This is a genomic window from Streptomyces sp. 71268 (genome assembly GCF_029392895.1).
Lineage (GTDB): Bacteria > Actinomycetota > Actinomycetes > Streptomycetales > Streptomycetaceae > Streptomyces.
In genome coordinates this window covers 154,088-175,645 of the sequence record NZ_CP114200.1, presented here as the reverse complement: position 1 = coordinate 175,645, position 21,558 = coordinate 154,088, and the positions used below count along the sequence as shown (strand labels likewise).

General features: G+C 71.5%; 2 protein-coding genes. Both read right to left on the bottom strand.

From position 1 onward, the window contains the following. Positions 1–18: 18 nt before the first annotated feature. Entirely contained in the window at positions 19–6,630 is a 6,612-nt protein-coding gene (locus tag OYE22_RS00690) for a type I polyketide synthase (RefSeq protein ID WP_277318538.1), read from the bottom strand. Between the two features lie 46 nt (positions 6,631–6,676). Beyond that, a complete protein-coding gene (locus OYE22_RS00685; protein ID WP_277318537.1) occupies positions 6,677–21,193 on the bottom strand; it encodes a type I polyketide synthase in 14,517 nt (4,838 codons plus the stop codon). Between the last annotated feature and the right edge of the window lie 365 nt (positions 21,194–21,558).

Below are 21,558 nucleotides of genomic sequence, written 5' to 3'. Positions count from 1 at the left end.
CGGAGTGCGCGGGGGCGCTCACCGGAGCCCGCCGTCCGTGGGGACGTTGAGCTCGTTGTCGAGCACGTCGAACAGTTCCTCGTCGGTCGCCGAGTCCAGGTCCCCGGCGTCGTCCGCCGCGTCCGCGCCGCCCACCGTGCGCAGCAGTTCCTGGAGGCGCGCGGCGATTCGTGCGCGCTGCTCGCGGTCCGCGATGGCCGCGGGCAGGGCGGCGCCCACCCGGTCGAGGTCGGCGAGGACCGCCCCGGAGGGCGTCGCGCCCTCCGCGGCCCCCTCCGGGACCAGCAGGTCCCGCAGCAGGTGGACGACCGCCGCCGGTGTCGGGTGGTCGAAGACCAACGTGGCGGGGAGCCGTACGCCGGTCGCGGCCGAGAGCCGGTTGCGTAGTTCGACGGCGGTCAGCGAGTCGAACCCGAGCTCACGGAAGTTCTGGGTTGCCTGCACCGCGTCGCCCGCCTCGTGCCCGAGGACCGTCCCCACATGGGAACGCACCAGGTCGAGCAGGGCCTGCTGCCGGTCCTCCTCGGTGAGTTCGGCCAGGGTGGCGGCCAGCGCGGGCGCCGACGCGTCGGGCACGCCGGCCGCGGCCTGCGGCGCGGCGGCGCGCACCAGGCCGCGCAGGAGGGCGGGCGGGTCGGCGTCGCCGGCCCGGGCCCGGCGCCGCATCGACGCCAGGTCGAGCGGGATCGGTGCCAGCAGCGGCTGCCCGCTGCCCAGCGCGACGTCGAGCAGTGCCATGCCCTGCTCGGTCTCCAGGGCCACCATGCCGGCGCGCTCCACCCGGGCCCGGTCGGCGTCGGTCATCGCCCCCGTCATGCCGGTCGCCTGTGCCCAGTACCCCCAGGCCAGCGACGTGGCGGGCAACCCGTGCGCCTGCCGGTGCTGGGCCAGCGCGTCCAGGAACGTGTTGCCCGCCGCGTAGTTGCCCTGGCCCGCGCCACCGAGCAGCCCGGCCGCCGCGGAGAACAGCACGAACGCCGACAACTCCGCGTCGCGGGTCAGCTCGTGCAGGTGCCAGGCCGCGTCGGCCTTGACCCGCAGCACCTCGGCGACCTGCTCGGGGGTGAGCGCCTGCACCGTCGCGTCCCGCAGCAATCCCGCCGCGTGCACCACGGCCGTCAGCGGATGCTCCGCCGGTACGGAACGCAGCAGCTCGGCCAGCTCTGCCCGGTCGCCCGCGTCACACGCGGCGACGCGTACGCGCGCTCCGAGCGCGGTCAGCTCGTCGACCAGCCGGCCGGCCCCGGGAGCCTCCACGCCGCGCCGACTGACCAGCAGCAACCGTCGTACGCCGTGCGCGGTGACCAGGTGTCGGGCGGTGGCGGCGCCCAGCGTGCCGGTGCCGCCGGTGATCAGGACCGTGCCGTCGGGGACGAGCGCGGCCGGCAGGGACAGGACGATCTTGCCGATGTGGCGGGCCTGGCTGAAGAACCGGAACGCCTCGGGCGCGCGACGGATGTCCCAGACGGTGGTCGGCAAGGGCTGTAGCGCCCCGCTGTCGAACAGCGCCGACAGGTCGGCCAGCATCTCCCCGATACGGTCCGGGCCCGCTCCGGTCACCAGGTCGAAGGCCCGGTACGTCACACCGGGGTGCGCGGCGCTGACCTCGGCGGGGTCGCGGATGTCGGTCCGCCCCATGTCGATGAAGCGACCGCCCGGCGTCAGCAGCCGTAGCGAGGCGTCCACGAAGTCGGCTGCCAGCGAGTTGAGCACCACGTCGACCGAACCGGCCGCCGCCCGCACGCGCTCCTCGAAGTCCAGCGAGCGCGAGGACGCGATGTGCCGCTCGTCGAAACCCCGCTCGCGCAGCGCGTGCCACTTGCCGGGGCTCGCCGTCGCGTACACCTCCGCGCCCCAGTGCCGGGCCAACTGCACGGCCGCCAACCCGACACCACCCGTAGCCGCGTGCAACAGCAACCGCTCGCCGGCCCGCAGCCCCGCCAGGTCGGCGAGGCCGTAGTACGCGGTCAGGAACGCCGACGGCACGGTCGCCGCCTGTGCGAACGTCCACCCCTCCGGAATCCGGGTGATCATGCGCTGGTCCGTGATGACCTGTGGCCCGGTCCCGTTGAACAGGCCAAGCACCCGGTCGCCCACCGCGTACCCGGACACGCCGTCACCCACCTCGGTGACCACGCCGGCTCCGTCGCCGCCGAGCGGACGCGGGTCGTCGACCATGCCGAGCGCCACCACCACGTCGTGGAAGTTCACGCCACCGGCCCGCAGCCGCACTCGCACCTCGCCCGGGCCCAACGGCCGCCCGTTCTCCGGCGCCTCGACCAGGGCCAGGTTCTCCAGGCTGCCGCTGCCCACCAAACCCAGCCGCCACGCGTCCCCCGCGCCCGTCGGCGGGGTGAGCTGCCTGGCACCGTCCTCGTGCGCGAGCCGTGGCACGTACGCCTGCCCGTCGCGCAGCGCCACCTGCGGCTCGTCCAGCGCGAGCGCCGCCGCCACGGACCCGAACGAGGCGTCCCGCCCGTCGACGTCGAGCAGCACACACCGCCCGGGGTTCTCGGACTGCGCGCTGCGCGCCAGGCCCCACACGGCCGCACCCGGCAACGACGCGACGTCTTCGTGGCCGGAGGCGGCGACGGCCCGCCGCGTGACCACGACCAGCCGGCTGTCGGCGAATTCAGGGGCGGCCAGGAACTCCTGCAACAGGGCGAGCAGGGCGCCGGTCGTCTCGTGCGTCTCCGCCACCGTGTCACCAGGTTCGGCGCCGGTCGCCCCGCCCCGACCCGCGCCGACGGGCGAGGTGAAGCAGGCCAGCACCGTGTCGGGGGCGACGCCCCCGGAGGCCACCATCGCCCGCAACCCCACCAGCCCCACGTACTGATCGGCCCCGGGCAACGCGTCGGCCAGCGCGGCGGCTGCCACCTCATCGCCCAACGCGACGATCGCCCGCCCGACAGGCGACACCTCCCGCTCCAGCGCGACCTGCGGCCACGCGAGCTGGAACAGCGCGTTCCGCCCGGCGGAGCGGGCCCGGCCGAGCTGGTCACCCGCGACGGGCCGCAGGATCAGGTCCGCCACCGTGGCCACCGGGGCGCCCGTCGGGTCGGCCACCGTCAACGCCAACCGATCGGCAGCGGTGGGCACGATCCGCACGCGCAGCGCACTCGCGCCCGTCGCGTGCAACCGCACCCCCGCCCAGGCGAACGGCAACAACACCCGCTCCGCCTCGTCCGACCCGGGAGCCACCGCCAGCGCACGGGCGTGCAGGGCGGCGTCGAGCAACGCGGGGTGAACGCCGTAGTCAACCGCCCGTTCCCGCTCCTGGTCGGGCAGCACCACCTCGGCATAGATCGCGTCACCGAGCCGCCACGCCGCCGTGAGCCCCCGGAACGCCGGGCCGTACCGGTAACCATGCTCGGACAACTGCGCGTAGAAGCCCTTGACCGGCAGGCTGCTGGCACCGGGCGGCGGCCACGCGCCACGCAGCGCCTCGGGCTCGGACGTGGCGGACACCTCCAGCGCACCGGTGGCGTGCCGCGTCCAGGCCACGTCCGCGTCACCGGCCGGACGCGAGTGGACCGTCACGGGCCGCTGCCCCGTGGCATCGGGCCCCGCGACGGCGACCTGCACGTCCACGGCCGCGCCGTCCGGAATGACCAGCGGCGCGTGCAGGGTCAGCTCGACCAGGTGGTCACAGCCCACCCGCCGCCCCGCGTGCAACACCCACTCGGCGAACGCGGTACCCGGCAGCAGCACCGTGTCCAACACCGTGTGATCCGCCAACCACCCCTGCGTACGCGACGAAAGCCGCCCGGTCAGCAGGTAAGAGCCCCCCTCGGCCAACTCCACGGCCGCCCCGAGCAGCGGATGCCCAGCAGCCACGAGCCCCAACCCGGCCGGATCACCATCCTGCCCACCGCTGCCCTCGACCCAGTAGCGCTGGCGTTGGAAGGCGTAGGTGGGGAGGTCTACGACGTGGGGTGTGGGGTTGTTGGGGTACCAGCGGGTCCAGTCCACGCTGACGCCGGCGGTGAACGCCTGTGCCACGGACAGCGCCAACTGCTCCAACCCGCCGTGCTCGCGGCGAAGGGTCGGTACGGCGGCGGCTTCGACCGCCGCTTCGTCGAAGGCTTCTTGGAGTCCGACGGTCAGGACGGGGTGGGTGCTGGCCTCGATGAACACGCGGTGACCGTCGGCCAGAAGCTGACGTACGGCATCCGCGAAACGAACCTGCTCGCGCAGGTTGGTCACCCAGTACGCGGTGCCCAGGGTGCTGGTGTCGATGCGTTCGGCGGTGACGGTGGAGTAGAACGCCACCTCGCCCTGGGAGGGGCTGATGCCGGCCAAGACCTCGTGGAGTTCGTCGGCGATCTCGTCAACTTGTGGGCTGTGGGAGGCGTAGTCCACGTCGATCAGCCGAGCCCGGCTGCCTGAAGCCTCCAGCGCGGAAACGGCGTGTTGAACCTGTTCGGGCGGCCCGGAGACCACCGCCGACCCCGGCCCGTTGACGGCCGCGATGCCCACACCCGCCGCGCTGTCACCGAGGCCGGCCAGGAACTCTTCGGCCTTGTCCTGACTCAACGCCAGCGAAGCCATCGCCCCACCACCGGCCAGGCGACGTAGTGCCTTGCTCCGCAATGCCACCACCTTGGCGCCGTCCTCCAAGGACAGCGCACCGGCGACGACGGCCGCGGCGATCTCACCCTGGCTATGGCCTACCACGGCCGCCGGCTTAACCCCCTGGTCAGCCCACACCGCAGCCAACGACACCATCACGGCCCAGAGCACCGGCTGCACCACATCGACTCGCCCCAGGTCAGCCGCGTCCGCCCCGCCACGCAGCACCTCGGCAAGCGACCAGTCCACGTACGGCGCCAACGCCCGCTCACACTCCGCCACCCGCGCCGCGAACACCGCAGACGACTCCAACAACCCCGCCCCCATCCCCACCCACTGCGAACCCTGACCCGGGAAGACAAGGGTGGGGTGGGGGTTGCTGGGGAGGGCTGTGGTGGTGTGGGTGAGGGCGGGGTGGGGCTGGGAGGTGGCGAGGGACTTCAGAGCGGTGTGGAGGGTCTCGGGGGAGGTGGCGGTGATGACGGCTCGGTGGTCGAAGGTGGTGCGGGTGGTGGCGAGGGACCAACCCACGTCGACGGGGGAGAGGTCGGGGCGCTCGGCGAGGTGGTCGGCCAGGGCCTGGGCCTGGGCCCGCAGGGCCTGGGGGGTACGGGCCGACACCACGTAGGGCAGCAGGCCGGCGTGGTCCGGCGTGGGCGGGGTGGCCTCGGTCTCGGGTGCCTCCTCCAGCACCAGGTGGGCGTTGGTCCCGGAGATGCCGAACCCGGAGACGCCCGCCCGGCGCGGTCGGTCCGGGCGCGGCCACGCGGTCGTCTCGGTGAGCAGCCGCACCTCCCCGGCGGTCCAGTCGACGTGCGGGCTGGGCTCGTCGATGTGCAGGGACTCCGGCAGCTCCCCGTGCCGCATGGCCATCACCATCTTGATGACGCTCGCGGCGCCGGCGGCGGCCTGGGTGTGTCCGATGTTCGACTTGATGGACCCCAGCCACAGCGGCCGGCCGTCGGGCCGCCCCTGGCCGTAGGTGGCGAGCAGCGCCTGTGCCTCGATCGGGTCGCCGAGGGTGGTGCCGGTGCCGTGCCCCTCCACCACGTCCACGTCCGCCGCGGACAGTCGCGAGTTGGCCAGCGCCTGGCGGATGACGCGCTGCTGGGACGGCCCGTTGGGGGCGGTGAGCCCGTTGCTCGCCCCGTCCTGGTTGACGGCCGAGCCACGGATGACGCCGAGGATCGTGCGGCCGTTGCGCTGTGCCTCCGACAAGCGCTCCAGCACCACCAGGCCCGCGCCCTCGCCCCAGCCCGTGCCGTCGGCCGCCGCGGCGAACGGCTTGCACCGGCCGTTCGGCGCGATCCCCCGTTGCCGGGAGAACTCGATGAACGCGCCAGGCGTGGCCATCACGGCGACCCCACCCGCGAGCGCGAGATCGCACTCGTTCTGGCGCAGGGCCTGGGCCGCGAGGTGCATCGCCACCAGCGACGACGAACACGCGGTGTCCACCGTGACGGCCGGCCCCTCGAGCCCCAGGGCGTACGCCACCCGGCCCGACACCACGCTGCCCAGGTTGCCGGCGCCGACGTACCCTTCCACGTCGCTGGTGATGTTCCCGATGACCGACAGGTAGTCGTGTGCGCCGACCCCGGCGAAGACGCCGGTGTTGCTGCCGCTCAGTGCCGCGCGGCTGAGCCCGGCGCGCTCGAACGCCTCCCAGGCTGTCTCCAGGAGCAGGCGTTGTTGCGGGTCCATGGCCAGCGCCTCGCGCGGGCTGATGTCGAAGAAGGCCGCGTCGAAGGAGGTCGCGTCGTAGCAGAAACTTCCCTGGTCCACGTACGACTTGCCGTACGCGTCCGGGTCCGGGTCGAACAACTCGTCGGTGTTCCAGCCACGGTCGGTGGGGAAACCGGAGATGGCGTCGCCACCACCGCGTACGAGCTCCCACAGGTCCTCGGGTGACCGCACGCCGCCCGGATAGCGGCAGGCCATGCCCACGATGGCGATCGGTTCCGGCTCGGCGGACTCCGCCGCGCGCAGCCGCTGGCGCGTCTCGCGCAGTTCCGCGGTCACCCACTTCAGGTGGTCGAGCAGCTTTTCCTCGTTCGACATCTGGCTCAGGCTCCTTGGCACGGCACGGAGAAGGGGGTCATCGGGCTCACGACTTTCCGAACTCGTCGGAGATGAGGTCGAAGATGTCTTCCGCGGACGCGGCCTCCAGATCGCTGTGTGCCGTCGAGCGGTCCGTCTCCCGCCCGGTGTCGCTCCACTTCGCCAGCAGCAGTTGCAGTCGGCCGGTGATGCGACGCCTGGCGGCCTCGTCCACGTCGGCCGATTCGGACGCCGCGTCCCAGCGGTCCAGCTCCGTCAGCAACCGGCCCTCGGACGCCACGTCCTCGTCGGCGAGCTGCTCGCGGAGGAAGTCGGCCAGCTCCTTGGGCGTGGGGTGGTCGAAGATGAGCGCGGGGGTCAGGTCGAGCCCCGTGGAGCTGGCGAGCTGGTTCCGGAGTTCCACGGCCGTCAGCGAGTCGAACCCGAGGTCCTGGAAGGGTTGGGTGGCCGGGACGGCGTCGATGCTGGCGTGGCCGAGGATCTGCGCGGCCGTGGTCTGGATGTGGTGCAGCACGATCTGCTGCTGTTGGCCCGGCGTGCTGTCGGCGAGCTGTCGCGCCAGGGCGCTGGTCGCGACGGGTTGGCCGCTGGTCACCTCGGCCGGCGCGGTGGGGGCGGGGGCGAGGTGGGCGAGGAGGGGGCTGGGGCGTTGGGCGGTGAAGCTGGCGGGGAACTTGTGCCAGTCGATGTCGGCGATGGTGATGGTGGTGTCGTTGTGGGTGAGTGCCTGGTGCAGGGCCTTGACGGCCAGTTCCGGGAGCAGCGGGTTCATGCCGCGGCGACTGTAGTACGCGCGAGCTGCGTCGTCCGCCGCCATGCCGGACTCCGCCCAGGGGGCCCAGGCGATGCTGGTGGCGGGGAGGCCGTGGGCGCGGCGGTGTTCGGCGAGTGCGTCGAGGTAGGTGTTGGCGGCGGCGTAGGCGCCCTGGTGGCTGCCGCCCCAGGTGGCGGCACCGGAGGAGAAGAGGACGAAGGCGCTGAGGCTGCTCATCTCCCGCGTCAACTCGTGCAGGTGCAGGGCTCCCAGGGACTTCGGCCGCAGCACGGCATCGAGGTGCGGCAGGTCCAACTCGTCAAACGGCGTGTTCTCCGCGATGCCTGCGGTGTGGATGATGGTGGTGAGTGGTTGGTGGGTGGGGATGGTGTTGAGGAGTTGTTGGAGTTGGTTGCGGTTGGTGATGTCGCAGGTGGTGATGGTGAGGGTGGTGTTGAGGTGGTTGAGTTCTTGGGTGAGGGTTTGGGTGTGGGGTGCGTTGGGTCCGGTGCGGCTGGCGAGGATGATGTGGGGTGCGTTTTGGTGGGCGAGCCAGCGGGTGATGTGGGTGGCGAGGGCGCCGGTGCCGCCGGTGATGAGGGTGGTTCCGGTGGGTTTCCAGGGTGTGGGGGTGTGTTGTTGGGGGTTGGTGTGGGTGTGTGGTGGAGGCGGCGGGTGAGGGGGGGTGTTGCGGATGGCTGTTTGGTCGTGGGTGGGTGTGGTGTGGTGGTGGGTCTGGGTGAGGAGGGTGGCGAGGTGGTGGGTGGTGTGGTGATTGGGGTTGGTGGGGAGGTCGATGAGTCCGGCGTGTTGGTGGGGGTGTTCGAGTGCTGCGACGCGTCCGAGTCCCCAGGTGTGTGCTTGGTGGGGGTTGGGGAGGGGGTCGGTGGTGTGGGTGGTGGTGGCTCCTTGGGTGAGGGTCCATAGGGGTGCGGTGATGGTGGTGTTGGTCAGGGCTTGGATGAGGGTGGTGGTGGCGGCGAGTCCGGTGGGTACGGCGGGGTAGTCGGGGTGAGGTTCCTCGTCCAACGCCAACAAACTCACCACACCGTCCAGTGAACCGGCGGTGTCGGCCGCCCGCTCCAACTGATCGGCCACCCCGAGTCGTTCGGCCACCGCACAGTCGATCACCACGTCGGTACGCGACGCCCCGTGGTCGTCCAGCGCCTCGCGTGCCAGCCGTACGGCCGGATGCTCCTCGAATCCCGCCGGCAGCACCAGCAACCACGGGCCGGCCAGAACGGGGGGAGCGGCTTCCGGAATCGGCTCCCAACTGATCCCGTACCGCCAGGAGTCGATGGTCGACTGCTCGCGGTGCTCACGGCGCCAGGAGGAGAGGACAGGGAGCGCGGGCAGCAGGGCCTCGACGGTGGGACTGTCCCGCCGGACGTTCAGGGTGCTGCTCAACGTGTCAACGTCGCGCTCCTCGATCGCCTGCCACAGCCGCTCCTCGACCACATCCCCACCGGCTCCACCGCTCGCTCGTGGCACCGGCGGCTCGACCCAGAACCGCTGCCGCTGGAAGGCGTACGTCGGTAGCGCGACCACCCGCGGCTTCGGAACGACCGGGAACCACTCGGCCCACTCCACCCGCATCCCGCTCGCGTGCAACTGCCCCAGCGCACGCCCGAAGCCCTGCACGTCCGTCTGCTTCCGGGACAGCGTCGCGATGGTCAGCGGCTGGGCATCGAGCTTCGGCTCCGCCTCGTTGGTGAGGTGGTGGAGGGTGTGTTGGGTGGCGGTGGTGAGGGTGGGGTCGGGTCCTATTTCGAGGTAGGTGTGGGTGGTGGGGGCGGTGTGGGTGATGGCCTGGTGGAAGTGGACGGGCTGGCGAATGTGCTGCGCCCAGTAGGTGGGGGTGGTGATGAAGTCCGGATCGGCTGGCAGCCCGGTGAGGTTGCTGGTCAGCGGGATGGTGGGTGGGTGGAAGGTCAGCGTGGCGAGGGTTTGGGTGAAGGGGTCGAGGATGGGGTCCATCTGGGGTGAGTGGAAGGCGTGGCTGACGGTCAGCGACCGTGCCTTGCGGCCTTGTTCGGCCCAGTGGGTGCGGATGGTTTCGACGGCTTCGGTGGGTCCGGAGATGACGGTGTTGCCGGGTGTGTTCAGGGCCGCGATGCTGACCTGACCGTGGTGTTGGTCGAGGTGGGGTTGGAGTTCTTCGGGGGTGGCGTTGATGGTGGCCATGGCGCCGCCGGGTGGGAGGCTGCCCATGAGGGTGGCGCGTTGGGCGACCAGGTGGCAGGCGTCGGGGAGGTCGAGGATGCCGGCGATGTGGGCTGCGGCGACTTCGCCGATGGAGTGGCCGATGACCGCGTCGGGTCGTACTCCCAGGGATTCCAGTAGTCGTGCCATGGCGACCTGGAGGGCGAAGAGGCCAGCCTGTGCGTAGGTGGTGTGGTTCAGCAGGTCTTCGGGTCCGCCGGTGAAGACCACCTCGCGTAGGGGGTGGTCGAGGTAGGGGTCGAGGAGGTCGCAGACCTGGTCGAAGACCTGGGCGTAGAGGGGGAAGCGGTCGTACAGCTCGTGTCCCATCCCCGCACGCTGACTGCCCTGGCCGCTGAAGAGGAACACCGTGTCACCCGTACCAGCGGTCGCGGTCGCTGGTGCGGGGCTGACCAGGGCGCGGTGGGTCTCGCCGTGGGCCAGTGCGGTGAGCCCGGCGAGCAACTCCTCGCGGTCGTCGCCCACCACCACGGCCCGGTGCTCGAACGACGTACGCGCGGTGAGGAGCGTCCAGCCGACGTCGACGGGGGAGAGGTCCGGGTCGGCCGACAGGCGTTCAACCAGGGCCGTGGCCTGCCCGCGCAGTGCCGCGTCACCGCGGGCCGACACCAGCCACGGCACGGCGCCGCCCGCCTCGTGCCGGGCCGGCTCGGGTGGCTGCGGTGGCTGTTCCAGGATCAGGTGGGCGTTGGTACCGCTGATGCCGAACGAGGAGATACCGGCCCGGCGCGGGCGGTCCGCCTGAGGCCATGCGGTTGGCTCAGCCAGCAGGCGTACGTCTCCGAGACCCCAGTCCACCTTCGTGGACGGCGCGTCGATGTGGAGCGAGGCGGGCAGTACGCCGTGGCGCATGGCCTGCACCATCTTGATGACGCTGGCGACGCCTGCGGCGGCCTGGGTGTGGCCGATGTTGGACTTGACGGAACCCAGCCACAGCGGCTGGCCCTCGGGTCGGTCCTGGCCGTAGGTGGCGAGCAGGGCCTGGGCCTCGATCGGGTCGCCGAGGGTCGTACCGGTGCCGTGCGCCTCCACTGCGTCCACCTCGGACGCCGCAAGCCGGGCGTTGGCCAGCGCCTGCCGGATCACCCGCTGCTGCGACGGGCCGTTCGGTGCGGAGAGCCCGTTGCTCGTACCGTCCTGGTTGACGGCGGAGCCACGTACCACCGCGAGCACCTCGTGCCCGTTACGCCGCGCGTCCGACAGCCGCTCCAGCAGCACCAGGCCCGCGCCCTCGCCCCACACCATGCCGTCGGCGGCGTCCGCGAACGGCTTGCACCGGGCGTTGGCCGCCAACCCGCGCTGCCGCGAGAACTCGATGAAGGCACCGGGCGTGGCCATGACGGTGACGCCACCGGCGAGGGCCAACGAGCATTCACCCTGGCGCAGGGCCTGGGCCGCGAGGTGCATGGCCACCAGCGACGACGAGCACGCCGTGTCCACCGTCATCGCCGGGCCCTCAAGCCCGAACGAGTACGCGACGCGCCCCGAGACGACGCTGCCGATGTTGCCCGTGGCCACGTACCCCTCGACGTCACTGGCCGTGTCGCCGGTCAGCGACAGGTAGTCCTGTGACGTGACACCGGCGAACACGCCCGTGTCGCTGCCGTTGAGCGCGTCTCGGTCGAGGCCGGCGCTCTCGAAGGCCTCCCAGGCTGTCTCCAGGAGCAGGCGCTGTTGCGGGTCCATGGCCAGCGCCTCGCGCGGGCTGATCCCGAAGAAGGCCGCGTCGAACTCGGGCGCATCGTGCAGGAAGCCACCCTCGCGCACGTAGCTGGTGCCTTGGTGGTCGGGGTCCGGGTGGAAGAGTGCCCCCAGGTCCCAGTTGCGGTTGGTCGGCATCTCGCTGATGGCGTCCCGCTGTGCCATCACGAGGTCCCACAGCCCCTGCGGAGTGTCGACGTCGCCCGGATAACGGCAGGCCATGCCCACGATCGCAATCGGCTCGTCCTGTGCCACCGCCGTGACCGCCGGAGCGTCCGCCGTCTCCTGGCGCCCGGTGAGCTCGGCCCGCAGGTAGCGGGCAAGAGCGGTCGGCGTCGGGTGGTCGAAGACGAGTGAGGGCGGCAGGTTGAGACCGGTGGAGCTGGCGAGCTGGTTCCTCAGCTCGACCGCCGTCAACGAGTCGAACCCCATCTCCTGGAACGGCTGGGCCGCCGGGATGGCCTCCGCGTGCGAGTGTCCCAGGATGGCCGCGGCCAGCGACTGCACGTGCTGGACGAGCACCTGCTGTTGCTCACTGGGTGGCGTGTCGGCGAGCTGCCGTGCCAGGGCGCTGGTGGCGGAAGCGGGCTGGTCACCGGTCGGATCGGCCGCGCCGGCAGGCGTGAGGTCGGCCAGCAGGGGGCTGGGGCGTTGGGCGGTGAAGCTGGCGGGGAACTTGTGCCAGTCGATGTCGGCGATGGTGATGGTGGTGTCGTTGTGGGTGAGTGCCTGGTGTAGTGCCTTGACGGCCAGTTCCGGGGGCAGCGGGTTCATGCCACGGCGGCTGTAGAAGTCGACCGCCGTGTCGTCCGCCGCCATGCCGGCCTCACCCCACGGGCCCCAGGCGATGCTGGTGGCGGGGAGGCCGTGGGCGCGGCGGTGTTCGGCGAGTGCGTCGAGGTAGGTGTTGGCGGCGGCGTAGGCGCCCTGGTGGCTACCGCCCCAGGTGGCGGCACCGGAGGAGAAGAGGACGAAGGCGCTGAGGCTGCTCATCTCCCGCGTCAGCTCGTGCAAGTGCAGTGCGCCGAGCGCCTTGGGCCGCAACACGTGCTGCAACCGATCCGGGCTCAGGTCAGCGATGTACTCGGTGTCCGTCGCCCCTGCGGTGTGGATGATGGTGGTGAGTGGTTGGTGGGTGGGGATGGTGTTGAGGAGTTGTTGGAGTTGGTTGCGGTTGGTGATGTCGCAGGTGGTGATGGTGAGGGTGGTGTTGAGGTGGTTGAGTTCTTGGGTGAGTGTTTGGGTGTGGGGTGCGTTGGGTCCGGTGCGGCTGGCGAGGATGATGTGGGGTGCGTTTTGGTGGGCGAGCCAGCGGGTGATGTGGGTGGCGAGGGCGCCGGTGCCGCCGGTGATGAGGGTGGTTCCGGTGGGTTTCCAGGGTGTGGGGGGTGTGTTGTTGGGGGTTGGTGTGGGTGTGTGGTGGAGGCGGCGGGTGAGGGGGGTGTTGCGGATGGCTGTTTGGTCGTGGGTGGGTGTGGTGTGGTGGTGGGTTTGGGTGAGGAGGGTGGCGAGGTGGTGGGTGGTGTGGTGGTTGGGGTTGGTGGGGAGGTCGATGAGTCCGGCGTGTTGGTGGGGGTGTTCGAGTGCTGCGACGCGTCCGAGTCCCCAGGTGTGTGCTTGGTGGGGGTTGGGGAGGGGGTCGGTGGTGTGGGTGGTGGTGGCTCCTTGGGTGAGGGTCCATAGGGGTGCGGTGATGGTGGTGTTGGTCAGGGCTTGGATGAGGGTGGTGGTGGCGGCGAGTCCGGTGGGTACGGCGGGGTAGTCGGGGTGAGGTTCCTCGTCCAACGCCAACAAACTCACCACACCGGAGAACGTCACGCCCGCGGCCAACTCATCGAGGCCATCGGTTACTTCCTCGCGTTCGCTCGTGCCCGTCACGAGGTAGCGCACCACGCTGGCGCCGTACCCGGACAAGGCCTGGGTGGCGATGTGCGTGGCTGGGTGCTCCTCGAAACCAGCAGGCACCACGAGCAACCACGAGCCGTCCAACGCCGCTGGCGGAAGATCCGTGATCGGCGTCCACACGGCTCGGTACCGCCAGGAGTCGATGACCGACCGCTCGCGGTGCTGCCGTCGCCAGGCGGAAAGCGTCGGCAGAACGGCGTCGAGCATCGGTTGCTGCTCTTCGGGCGAGTCCAGCGTCCTGGCCAGCGCCGCCAGGTCCCCGCGCTCCACCGCGTCCCACAGCTCGACCTCCGCCGCACTCTGCCCAGCCCCACCCACGGCTTCGACCGGGTCGGCCGCGGCCAGCCAGAACCGCCGGTGCTGGAAGGCGTACGTCGGCAACTCCACCACCCGAGGCGCCGGGCTCACCGGGAACCAGCCCGTCCAGTCCACCCGTACGCCGTGGGCGTGCAGTGTCCCCAACGCCTGGGCGAACGCCTGCGCCTCGGGCTTCTTACGGGACAGCGTCGCGGCCACCACCGGTGCGGGCCGCTCGGTGTCCTCGTCGACGACGGCCTGGGCTTGGAGATGGTGGAGGGTGTGTTGGGTGGCGGTGGTGAGGGTGGGGTCGGGTCCGATTTCGAGGTAGGTGTGGGTGGCGGGGGCGGTGTGGGTGATGGCCTGGTGGAAGTGGACGGGCTGGCGAATGTGCTGCGCCCAGTAGGTGGGGGTGGTGATGAAGTCCGGGTCGGCTGGCAGCCCTGTGAGGTTGCTGATCAGCGGGATGGTGGGTGGGTGGAAGGTCAGGGTGGTGAGGGTTTGGGTGAAGGGGTCGAGGATGGGGCCCATCTGGGGTGAGTGGAAGGCGTGGCTGACGGTCAGCGACCGTGTTTTGCGGCCTTGTTCGGTCCAGTGGGTGCGGATGGTTTCGACGGCTTCGGTGGGTCCGGAGATGACGGTGTTCTCCGGGGTGTTCAGGGCCGCGATGCTGACCTGGCCGTGGTGTTGGTCGAGGTGGGGTTGGAGTTCTTCGGGGGTGGCGTTGATGGTGGCCATGGCACCGCCGGGTGGGAGGCTGCCCATGAGGGTGGCGCGTTGGGCCACCAGGTGGCAGGCATCAGGAAGGTCCAGGATGCCGGCGATGTGGGCTGCGGCGACTTCGCCGATGGAGTGGCCGATGACCGCGTCGGGTCGCACTCCCAGGGATTCCAGTAGTCGTGCCATGGCGACCTGGAGCGCGAACAGGCCGGCCTGTGCGTAGGTGGTGTGATCCAGGAGACCGCCGTCGGGCCCCCCGGTGAAGACCACCTCCCGCAATGGGTGGTCCAGGTAGGGGTCGAGGAGGTCGCAGACCTGGTCGAAGACCTGGGCGTAGCGGGGGAAGCGGTCGTACAGCTCGCGTCCCATCCCCGCACGCTGACTGCCCTGACCACTGAAGAGGAACACCGTGTCATCCGTACCGGCGGTGGCTTCCGTGCCCGGGTGGGTGAGGTGGGAGTGGGTTTCGCCGTTGGCCAGTGCGGTGAGGGCTCCGAGGAGTTGTTCGTGGTTCTCGCCGACGGCTACGGCCCGGTGTTCGAAGTGGGCCCGGGTGGTGGCCAGCGACCAGCCGATGTCGACGGGTGACTGGTCAGGGTCGGCCGTGACGTGGTCGGCCAGGGCCTTGGCCTGTGCTCGCAACGCAGCCGCGCTGCGGGCCGAGACGAGCCACGGCACGGGCCCACCCACCGTGGCGGCCCCAGCGGCCGACTCCTCCGCCACGGGCTCGGGTGACGGGAGCGCGGCCGGCTCCGGTGCGGCCGGCGGTTGCTCCAGGATCAGGTGGGCGTTGGTACCGCTGATGCCGAACGAGGAGACGCCGGCCCGGCGCGGACGGTCGGCCTGCGGCCACGCGGCCCGCTCGGTCAGCAGCCGCACCTCTCCCGCGTCCCAGTCGACGTGCGGCGTCGGCGCGTCGATGTGCAGCGAGGCGGGCAGCACCCCGTGCCGCATGGCCTCGACCATCTTGATGACACCCGCCACACCGGAGGCGGCCTGGGTGTGGCCGATGTTGGACTTGACGGAACCCAGCCACAGCGGCCGGCCCTCGGGCCGGTCCTGGCCGTACGTGGCGAGGAGGGCCTGGGCCTCGATCGGGTCGCCGAGGGTCGTACCGGTGCCGTGCGCCTCCACCGCGTCCACCTCTGCGGGGGAGAGCCGGGCATTGGCCAGCGCCTGGCCGATGACGCGCTGCTGCGATGGCCCGTTCGGCGCCGTCAGCCCGTTGCTCGTACCGTCCTGGTTGATCGCCGAGCCGCGCAGCACCGCGAGGACCCGGTGACCGTTGCGCCGCGCGTCCGACAGCCGCTCCAGCAGCACCAGGCCCGCGCCCTCGCCCCAGCCGGTGCCGTCGGCCGCCGCGGCGAAAGGCTTGCAGCGCCCGTCGGCGGCCAGGCCGCGCTGGCGGGAGAACTCCACGAACGTCGTGGGTGTGGCCATGACGGTGACGCCGCCGGCGAGGGCCAGCGAGCATTCACCCTGGCGCAGGGACTGGGCCGCGAGGTGCATGGCCACCAGCGACGACGAGCACGCCGTGTCCACCGTCATCGCCGGGCCCTCAAGCCCGAAGGAGTACGCGAGCCGACCGGACAGCACACTCGGTGTGCCGCCCGCCAGCAGGTACCCCTCGACCTCCTGTGCGGAGGCGGTGCCGGTGGCGCCGTAACCCTGGAACGTGCCCCCGGCGAACACGCCCGTGTCGCTGCCGTTGAGCGCCTCGCGGTCGAGGCCGGCGCTCTCGAAGGTCTCCCAGGCTGTCTCCAGCAGCAGGCGTTGTTGCGGGTCCATGGCCAGCGCCTCGCGCGGGCTGATCCCGAAGAAGGCCGCGTCGAACTCGGCCGCCTCGTAGAGGAATCCGCCCTCGTTGGCGTAGCTGGTGCCCAGGTGCTCCGGGTCGGGGTGGAACAGGGTGTCGAGGTCCCAGTTCCGGTCGGTCGGCATGCCCGCGATGGCGTCCCGGCCCTCGACGACCAGCTCCCACAGGTCCCGTGGCGAGCGGACGCCACCGGGGTAGCGGCAGGCCATACCGACGATGGCGATGGGCTCGTCGCTGCCGACCACGCTCGCCGGCTGTGCGGCGGCCGCCGTCCGCTGTCCGGTGAGCTGGCCGCGCAGGTACGTCGCGACGGCGTGCGGGGTCGGGTGGTCGAAGACCAGCGTCGGGGCGATGGTGATGCCGGTGCTCGTGGCGAGCTGGTTGCGCAGCTCGACGGCGGTGATCGAGTCGAACCCCAGCTCCTGGAAGGGCACCGTGGGGGAGACCGCGTCCGGGCTCGGATGTCCGAGGATGGTCGCGGCGTGGCGTTGCACGTGCTCCAGCAGGATCCGGTGCTGGTCGGCCGGCGTCCCCTCCGCGAGTCGCTGCCGCAGCGGGCTGGCGGCCATGGCGTCCACGGCTTCGGCCGCCGCCGGTGCCGTGGGGGCCACGTCGCTCAGCAACGGGCTCGGCCGCTGGGCCGTGAAGCCGGTGGTGAACTTCTCCCAGTCGACGTCGGCCACCGTGATGGTCGTGTCGCCGCGCCCCAGCGCCGCCTGGAGCGACGCGATGCCGAGACGCGGATCGAGCGGGGAGAGGCCGCGCCGCTTGAGATAGGCGATCCCGGCCTCGTCGGCGGCCATCCCGGTCCCACCCCACGGGCCCCAGGCGATGCTGGTGGCGGGCAGGCCGTGGGCGCGGCGGTGTGCGGCGAGTGCGTCGAGGTAGGCGTTGGCGGCGGCGTAACCGGCCTGCCGCCCGCTGCCCCAGGTGGCCGCGTTGGACGAGAACAGCACGAACGCGCTCAGGTCCAGGTCACGCGTCAGCTCGTGCAGGTGTGCCGCGGCCACGGCCTTGGCGCCCAGCATCCGGTCCAACGCCGCCAGGTCCAGTTCCGCGAGCGTGTCCACCTCCAGTACGCCGGCCGTGTGCACGACGGCGGACAGCGGCTGGTCGGCGGGGATGTCGGCGAGCAGGCGCTGAAGCTGGTCACGGTCCGCGACGTCGCAGGAGACGACGTCGACCGCCGCGCCGAGGGCCGTGAGTTCCGAGGCGAGTTCGCCGGCCCCGGCGGCGTCCGGACCGCTGCGGCTGGCCAGCAGCAGCCGGGGCGCGCCGTTCTCGGCGAGCCAGCGGGCTACCCGGGCCCCGAGTCCCCCCGTGCCGCCGGTGATCAGGGTGGTGCCGGTGGGCTGCCAGGGGGCGTCGTCAGAGGCCCCGGGCGCCTGGCGAAGCCGGCGTGCGAACACCGCGCCGCGGATGGCCACCTGGTCCTCGACCTGGCCTGGCGCGAGGAGGGTGGCGAGACGGCGTGCGGTGTGGTGATCGATGGTCGTCGGGAGGTCGATGAGCCCGCCCCACCGATCGGCGTGCTCCAGGGCCGCCACGCGTCCGAGCCCCCACACCTGTGCCTGCCGCGGGTGGAGGAGCGGGTCGGCGGCGCCGGTGGCCACCGCGCCCTGGGTCAGGCACCACAGGGGAGCCGACACCGCCACGTCCCCGAGCGCCCGCACCAGCGCGATGGTCGCCGCCAGCCCGGCCGGCACGCCAGGGTGCGCCGGATGAGCTGCTTCGTCGAGCGCCAACAGGCTGAGTATGCCGGTTAGTTGGCTGTCCCCGGCCCGCTCTCCGATCTCGTCTGCCAACCCAGAGCGATCCGCGTCGCCCGCCTCCACCACCAGGTGGTCGACGACGCTGGCACCGTGCCCCGTCAGGGCCTGCGCGGCGGTCTGTACGGCAGGGTGGTCCGCGAACCCGGCGGGCACCACCAGCAGCCAGGCGCCAGACAGCGCGGCCGGAGCCGCGTCGGCCAGCCGCTTCCAAACGACCTCGTAACGCCAGGAATCCACCACGGACCGCTCGCGGTGCTGCCGCCGCCAGGCGGACAACACCGGCAGCGCGGGCAGCAACGCGTCGAAGCCCGGACTACCCTGGTCCAGCTTGAGGGTGTGGGAGAGTGCCTCGACATCCAACTCCTCGATCGCGTGCCACAACTGGCTCTCCGCGCCGTCCGCCCCACCGCCACCCACACGCCGATGCACCGGGGTCTCCAGCCAGAACCGCTGGTGCTGGAAGGCGTACGTCGGCAGCCCGACCACCCGCGGCGCCGGTTCGGCCGGAAACCAGCCGGCCCAGTTCAACGGCGCCCCGGCCGTGTGGAGCTGGGCCAGGGCACGCGTGAACGCGTGCACGTCACCCTGCTTGCGCCGCAGACCCGCCACCACCAGCGGCGCGGGCCGCTCCGGCTCCGCCTCACCCTCGAAGGAACCTTCCCCAGCAACACCCTCCGCTACGTCCCCTGCTGCCTGGCCCTCGGGGTTGTCGGCGGGTTGGGCGGCGGGGTGGTTTTGGAGGTGATGGAGGGTGTGTTGGGTGGCGGTGGTGAGGGTGGGGTCGGGTCCGATTTCGAGGTAGGTGTGGGTGGTGGGGGCGGTGTGGGTGATGGCCTGGTGGAAGTGGACGGGCTGGCGGATGTGCTGCGCCCAGTAGGTGGGGGTGGTGATGAAGTCCGGATCGGCCGGCTGTCCGGTGAGGTTGCTGATCAGCGGGATGGTCGGCGCGTTGAAGGTCAGCGTGGCGAGGGCTTGGGTGAAGGCGTCGAGGATGGGGTCCATCTGGGGTGAGTGGAAGGCGTGGCTGACGGACAGCGACCGTGCCTTGCGGCCTTGTTCGGCCCAGTGGGTGCGGATGGTTTCGACGGCTTCGGTGGGTCCGGAGATGACCGTGTTCTCGGGTGTGTTCAGGGCCGCGATGCTGACCTGACCGTGGTGTTGGTCGAGGTGGGGTTGGAGTTCTTCGGGGGTGGCGTTGATGGTGGCCATGGCACCACCGGGGGGCAGGCTGCCCATGAGCGTGGCGCGTTGGGCCACCAGGTGGCAGGCATCAGGAAGGTCCAGGATGCCGGCGATGTGGGCTGCGGCGACCTCGCCGATGGAGTGGCCGATGACCGCGTCGGGTCGCACTCCCAGGGATTCCAGTAGTCGTGCCATGGCGACCTGGAGCGCGAAGAGGCCCGCCTGTGCGTAGGTGGTGTGGTTCAGCAGGTCTTCGGGTCCGCCGGTGAAGACCACCTCGCGTAGGGGGTGGTCCAGGTAGGGGTCGAGGAGGTCGCAGACCTGGTCGAAGACCTGGGCGTAGCGGGGGAAGCGGTCGTACAGCTCGCGTCCCATCCCCGCACGCTGGCTGCCCTGGCCGCTGAAGAGGAAGACCGTGTCGCCGGTGGTGGGCCTGGTGGTGGGGGTGATGAGCGCGGGGTGGGTCTCACCCTCGGCGAGCGCGCGCAGGCTGGCCAGGAACCCGTCACGGTCGTCACCCACGACAACCGCCCGATGCTCGAAGTGGGCTCGGGTGGTGGCCAGTGACCAGCCGATGTCCAGCGGCGACAGGTCGGGGTCAGCCGTGACGTGGTCGGCCAGGGCCTTGGCCTGTGCCCGCAACGCGGCCGCGCTGCGGGCCGAGACGAGCCACGGCACGGGCCCACCCACCGCGCCCTCAGCGGTCGCCCCTTCCGTAACAGCCCGGGCCTCCGTGTCGGCCACCCTGCCTTCGGCCGGCTCGCCGTCCGCCGCGTCGGCGTCGTCGGGTTGGACCTCCGCCAGCGGAGGCGCCTGCTCCAGGACCACGTGGGCGTTGGTGCCGCTGATACCGAAGGAGGACACGCCCGCCCGACGCGGGTGGTCGGCCTCGGGCCAGGCGACCGCCTCGGTCAGGAGCTGAATGGCCCCCGACGACCAGTCGACGTGCCGCGTCGGCTCGTCGATGTGGAGGGAGGCCGGCAGCGTCTGGTGCCGCATCGCCAGCACCATCTTGATGACGCCGGCCGCGCCGGCTGCCATCTGCGAGTGCCCGATGTTCGACTTGATGGAGCCCAGCCACAGCGGCCGGCCCTCGGGCCGGTCCTGGCCGTACGTGGCGAGCAGTGCCTGTGCCTCGATCGGGTCGCCGAGGGCGGTGCCGGTGCCGTGGGCCTCCACCGCGTCCACCTCGGACGCCGTAAGCCGGGCGTTGGCCAGCGCCTGCCGGATCACGCGCTGCTGCGCGGGCCCGTTCGGCGCGGTCAGGCCGTTGCTCGCGCCGTCCTGGTTGACCGCCGTGCCCCGGATGACGGCGAGCACCTGGTGCCCGTTGCGCCGGGCGTCCGACAGCCGCTCCAGCAACAGCACGCCGACACCCTCGGCCATCGAGATGCCGTCGGCGCTCTGGGAGAAGGGCTTGGACCGGCCGTCGGGAGCCAGCCCGCGCAGCTCGCTGAAGCCGATGAACGGCGCCGTGGACGACATGACGGCCGCCCCACCCGCCAGCGCCATGTCGCACTCACCCTGCCGGATCGCCTGGCAGGCCAGGTGCATGGCCACGAGCGACGAGGAGCACGCCGTGTCCACCGTGACGGCGGCGCCCTCAAGCCCCAGCGTGTAGGCGACGCGGCCGGAGACGACGCTCGCCGAGTTGCCGATGGTGAAGTACCCGGCCGAACCCTCGGGGACCTGCGACTCGTCCGAGACGTAGTCCAGGTGGTCGCAGCCGATGAAGGTGCCGGTCTGGCTGCCGCGCAGCGACTCTGGGTTGATTCCGGCGTGCTCGATGGCCTCCCACGACGCTTCGAGCGCCAACCGCTGCTGCGGCGCCATGCCCAGGGCCTCGCGGGGGCTGATGCCGAAGAACGCGGCGTCGAACCCCGCCGCGTCGTCCAGGAACCCACCCTCGCGCGCGTAGCTGGTGCCCGGGTGCTCCGGGTCGGGGTCGTAGAAGTGGTCTAGGTCCCAGTTGCGGTCGGTCGGCACTTCGGAGACAGCGTCCCGACCCTCGGCCACCAGCTCCCACAGCTCCTCGGGGGAGCGCACACCGCCGGGGAAGCGGCAGGCCATGCCCACGATCGCCACCGGCTCGTGGCTGGCGGACTCCACGTCCTTGAGGCGGCGCTGGGTCTGTCGCAGATCCGCCGTCACGCGCTTGAGGTAGTCGAGAAGTTTCTCTTCATTGTTCGCCATTGGCGGCGTACCCACTTCCCTCGGCGATCACCGGCGGCCTGCTTTCGCTGAACACGACGGGCACCAGGTGCGAACGGCTGAGGGGGAGGAGAAGGGCGGCTTCGCCCAATCCAGAAGATCGTGCTGGGCGTCGTTCGCTGGCCCCGCCTGGTTGCCAGCGTCGTGGACGACACTAAAGTCGACCTAATCCAGCGACGCGCCGACTACGCGCCCCTGTCGCGACATCACGCGCCCGACCGGACCGGTAACTCGCCCTCCGCGCGATCTCCGCGCCTTACGGCCACCGTACGCAATGCGAATACGGCGCGGGCGCACAACGCGACGTACCGGCCCGGCCGTTATGGGAAGGCCGAACCGGTACGCGG

Bases quoted from the DNA above. Each gene is read 5' to 3' on its own strand.
- OYE22_RS00690 (WP_277318538.1), bottom strand. From the start codon at position 6,630: ATGTCGAACGAGGAAAAGCTGCTCGACCACCTGAAGTGGGTGACCGCG.
- OYE22_RS00685 (WP_277318537.1), bottom strand. From the start codon at position 21,193: ATGGCGAACAATGAAGAGAAACTTCTCGACTACCTCAAGCGCGTGACG.